Origin of the sequence: Sphingobium limneticum (assembly GCF_008710165.1) — a bacterium.
Lineage (GTDB): Bacteria > Pseudomonadota > Alphaproteobacteria > Sphingomonadales > Sphingomonadaceae > Sphingobium > Sphingobium limneticum.
The window spans coordinates 1-4517 of record NZ_VYQA01000052.1 but is presented as its reverse complement, the minus strand read 5'-3'; the positions used below and the strand labels follow the sequence as shown (position 1 = coordinate 4517).

The 4517-nt window shown below is 63.8% G+C and carries 4 protein-coding genes and 2 pseudogenes; all 6 read right to left on the bottom strand.

From position 1 onward, the window contains the following. A pseudogene (locus F4U95_RS24380) lies at positions 1 to 87 on the bottom strand (IS6 family transposase); the annotation flags it as partial. A gap of 32 nt (positions 88 to 119) precedes the next feature. Beyond that, entirely contained in the window at positions 120 to 323 is a 204-nt protein-coding gene (locus tag F4U95_RS24370) for a thiolase family protein (RefSeq protein ID WP_246171715.1), read from the bottom strand. Between the two features lie 27 nt (positions 324 to 350). Then, entirely contained in the window at positions 351 to 2018 is a 1668-nt protein-coding gene (locus F4U95_RS24365; protein ID WP_150426984.1) for a long-chain-fatty-acid--CoA ligase, read from the bottom strand. Further along, entirely contained in the window at positions 2015 to 3085 is a 1071-nt protein-coding gene (locus F4U95_RS24360; protein ID WP_017503624.1) for a CaiB/BaiF CoA transferase family protein, read from the bottom strand. The genes F4U95_RS24365 and F4U95_RS24360 overlap by 4 nt, the downstream gene beginning before the upstream one ends. Further along, positions 3082 to 4227, bottom strand: coding sequence for an acyl-CoA dehydrogenase family protein (locus tag F4U95_RS24355; RefSeq protein ID WP_017503623.1), 1146 nt, complete (start codon positions 4225 to 4227; stop codon positions 3082 to 3084). Before F4U95_RS24355 ends, F4U95_RS24360 begins: the two co-directional genes overlap by 4 nt. A gap of 197 nt (positions 4228 to 4424) precedes the next feature. Further along, positions 4425 to 4517: pseudogene (locus F4U95_RS24350) on the bottom strand (IS6 family transposase); the annotation flags it as partial.

The window sequence follows — 4517 nt, the reverse complement described above, 5'->3', positions numbered from 1 at the left end:
GCGATAGCTGATCGGATAGCGACAATACCAGCGCACCGCCCACAGGATCACATCACCCTGGAAATGGCGCCACTTGAAATCCGTCATCGTTCCGTCCGTCCAATCTCCGCCAAGCATGCTCAAGCTTCACGATTTTTGCAACAGAGCCGCACGCAGCCAACGATCACATCGTCCAGATCTGCGGGGTTGACGCCGGAGCGCTCGACCAGTTGGCGTAGCGTCTCGCCCAGCAGATCGACGGGGTGCCATTTCTGCAGGCGCCCACCGCGTTTGCCCACCGGGGTGCGCAGAGCACCGACGATGACGGGTTCATGGTCATTCATGTTGTTCTCCTGTAGAAAAAGGTTGGCTCACTCTGCGTAGCGGCCCGCATGCTCGGCGCGTATGCGCTTCTTGTCGAGCTTGCCGACGCTGGTCTTGGGGATGGCTTCGACAAACAGGACCTGATCGGGCAACTGCCACTTTGCGAAGGCGCTGGATAGGTGTTCCTGCAGTTGTTCCTGGGTTGCCTGCTGGCCGGGCTTCAGCACCACCAGGGCCAGCGGCCTTTCCTGCCACTTCGCATGAGGAATGCCGACCACCGCGGCATCACGCACGGCGGAATGGCCCATGAGCAGGTTTTCCATGTCGATGGAAGAAATCCATTCGCCGCCGCTCTTGATCACGTCCTTGATGCGGTCAGTGACCTTGAGGTAGCCGTTCTCGTCCACCGTGCCGACATCGCCCGAGCGCCACCACCCGCCCACCAAGAAGCGATCACCAGAATCGGGCATGTCGTGGTAGCTGGTCGTGATCCAGGGGCCGCGCAGGCAAATCTCTCCGGCCGACTGGCCGTCGTGCGGCAGGTCCTGGTCGTTGGCATTTAGGATGCGGATGTCCACGCCAGTCAGGACCAGGCCCTGCTTGCGCTTGAGATTCCACCGCTCCTCCTGGGTCAAGCGGTTACTCAGCGTGGGCTTGAGACGGTTGACGGTCACCAGCGTAGTGGCTTCGGTGGCGCCGTAGGCGTGCACCACCTCAGCGCCCGTGAGGTTGTAGAAACCGATCATCATCGACAGCGGTGGCTCGGAGGCACCAGACAGCATGCGCATGCGGCCAAAGTCCGGCTTGACCGGCATCGTCTCGATGTACTGCAGCATCGGTTGGAAGATGGCCGGCGCGCCATTGGTGATGGTCACACCCTCGGCGATCATGGCGTCAACCAGCGGCTTGGTGTCTTCGGCAGCGTAGCGGCCAGGCAGCACGATCTTGTCGGCCAGCAGCGTGGCGGCCTGTGGCAGGCCCCAGCACTGCCCGTGGAACATGGGCGTGATGAGCATGACGCAGTCGTCCAGCGTCATGCCCAAATTAGTGGCCATGGCCGTGGAGTGCAAGTAGATGCCGCGGTGCGAGTAGTACACGCCCTTGGGCTTGCCTGTGGTGCCGGTGGTATAGCAGGCGCTGTAAGCCGAGGTTTCGTCAATCTCGGGCCAGTCGATCTTCGTGTCGGCAGCGGCCAGCAGGTCTTCATAGTGCAGCAGCGGCTTCAGCGTGGTCTTGATCTGGTCCAGCGGCTTGTCGGTCATGACGATCCAGCCCTTGATCTGGGGGGAGTTCGCTGCAACGGATTCGGCGATCGGCAGCAAGGACTCGTCCACGCAGACGTAAGACACCTTGCTGTGGCCAACCACATAGCCCAAGTCCTCAGCGCCTAGGCGCAGGTTCATCTGCAGCATGACCGCGCCCAGGCCGGGGATGGACCAGTACAGCTCGAAGTGGCGCCGACTATTCCAGTCTAGGATGCCGACCCGGTCGCCCGGCTCGACGCCTAGTGCGCGCAGTGCATTGGCACTGCGGCAGACGCGCGCGTAGCACTCGGCATAGGTGTAGCGATCCCAGCCACCATCGGGTGTGCGGTAGACGATCTCCTGGTCCCCGTGGGTGCGCGCGGCGTGCCGGATCAGCGTCGTAGTGTTGAGCTGGCGCTCGTTACCCGTGGTGGACGGGCATCCGCGAACGAGCTGGGTGGTAGCTGTCATTTCTTTGTCTCCTGAGTGGTTGCGTTGAGAGCCTGGAACCGTGGGGCCGGAGCCGCTTCGATGGCGCCGGAGGGGGTGGATTGGTAGATGCCCCTTGCCGCGTTGTGCGGATGCCGAACTGACTCGGCCAAGCTGAGCACAGGCGCAAAGCAGGCGTCGCTGCCTTCGAGCAATTCGCACCAGTGCGCCCGGGGCCTGCTGCGGATAAGGGCCACGATGCGCTCCTTCAGCGCTGGCCACTTCGCAGTTTCGTACTGCTCGGCAGGGTTGACGTCCGTCAGGCCCAGCTTTGACAGCAGCAGTGCGTGGAATGCGGGCTCTACCGCCGCGAGGCTGATGAAGCCGCCGTCGGCGCAGGCATACACGTCATAGAATGGCGAATCGTGAAACGGACTCGGCTGCGCGCCATCGATCTGCCCATTGGCGCGAATCCAGTGCACCAGCGTGCCCAGCATGGCCACGATGTCGACTATTGCCGCGTCCACGACCCTGCCTTGACCGGTGGCGCGCGAATCGACCAACGCACAGGCGACGCCAAAGGCAAGGCCCAGCGCCCCCGTCGCGTCCCCGAGTACCGAGGGCGGCACGATAGGCGCCTGCCCCCTCCGCGCAGACAGCGACAGCAAGCCCGTCAACGCGACATAGTTCAGGTCATGGCCAGCGGCCTGGGCGAGCGGGCCGTCCTGGCCCCAGCCCGTCATCCGGCCGTAGACCAACCGGGGGTTGCGCGCAGCGCATTCGGCGGGACCGAGGCCCAGCCGCTCCATCACACCTGGGCGATAGCCCTCGATCAGGGCGTCGGCCTGGGCGATCAGCGCCAGAGCGCGCACCTTGCCGTCGGCCGACTTCAGGTCTATGACCTCGACTGTCTTGCCGCGGTGTAGCGGATTCCTCGCCGCTCCGCCCAGCAGCTGCGCTCCAGCAGCCTGCTCGGCCCGTGTCAGCACGATCACCTCGGCGCCCATGTCGGCCAGCATCATGGCGGCCAGCGGGCCCGGCCCGAGGCCCTCGAACTCCACCACGCGGATGCCGTTTAGCGGCGTCCGCAGCGTGTGCGGCGCGTTCACAGCTTCCTCGCGATCAGTTCCTTCATGACCTCGTTCGCGCCGCCGTAGATCTTCTGCACGCGCGAGGCGGCGTACATGCGCGCGATCGGGTACTCGGCCATGAAGCCATAGCCGCCGAACAACTGCAAGCATTCGTCGGTCACACGGCACTGCTGTTCTGTGCACCACCACTTAGCCATGTACGCAGCCTCGTCGTCGAGCGTTCTGTCCAGCAGCCGCTGCGTGCAGTCGTTGACGAAGGTGCGCACCACGTGGGCGATGGTGGCCAGCTCGGCCAGCTTGTGGCGCGTGGTCTGCATGTCGAACAACGGCGCGCCGAAGATCTTGCGCTCCTTTGTGTATTCGATGGTCAGCTCCAGGGCTCGGTCGATGACGGCCGCCGCTGGCACCGCGATGGACATCCGCTCGTAGGGCAGCTGGCTCATCAACTGCTTGAATCCATGGCCTTCGACGCCCCCCAGCAACTGGTCAACCGGCACACGCACCTCGTCGAAGAAGAGTTCGGCCGTGTCCGACGCCGGCATGCCGATCTTTTCGAGTAGGCGGCCCACGCGAAACCCGGGTAGGTTTTCGGTCTCCACCACGATCAGCGACAAGCCCCGGCTCCCCGCTTCGCCGGTGCGCGCAACCACGATCAGCAGGTTGCAGGTGAAGCCATTGGTGATGAAGGTCTTGGCGCCGTCGATCACGTAGTGGTCGCCATCGCGACGCGCGCGGGTGGCGATGGCCTTGAGATCCGTTCCACAGCTTGGCTCGGTCATCGCGATGCCGGCCAGCATCTCGCCGTTGTTCAGCTTGGGCAGCCAGCGCTGCTTCTGTGCCTCGGTGCCGAAGTCCATGATGTAATGCGAGGCGATGCTGTGCACCGTGACGTTGTTGGGCATTTCGGCCTTGGTCAGCTCGTCCTGCACCACCAGTTGGTAGGCGATGCTGGCACTGGCGCCGCCGTAAGCCTCTGGCATTTCGGGCAGCAGAAAGCCCATTTCGCCGAAGGGCCGCCAGGTTTCGCGCGGGATGTAGCCCTGCTCGCGCCAGCCAGGCAACTTCGGCGCCATTTCGGCGGCGATGTAGCGGCGAACCTGGTCGCGAAAGGTCTCGATGTCGCTGTCCATCCAGGGTTGGCGGTGCAGTTGCGGCAGCATGGAAGCGCTCCTCAGAAAGTTGGTACGGTGAAGGTTTGAAAACTTGGCCAGCAATGTGGCCCCGGGTCATGCCCGCACATCCACAAGGGGGTAGCGAAGCGTCGAATCTCTGCGTTCTCAGGCTGTCTAGGGCATATGGTCGGGGCTCTGTTGCAAAGATTGGCGGCAGTCAGAGGTAGGCTGTCGCTCTGCGCCGATCAGGCGGCTGCTGCGAAATGGTGGTTGAGCATGCCCATGGCCTCCGTCAGCGCCGAGGGCCCAATGCCAAAAGCTCTCTCCACAAGGCGCAC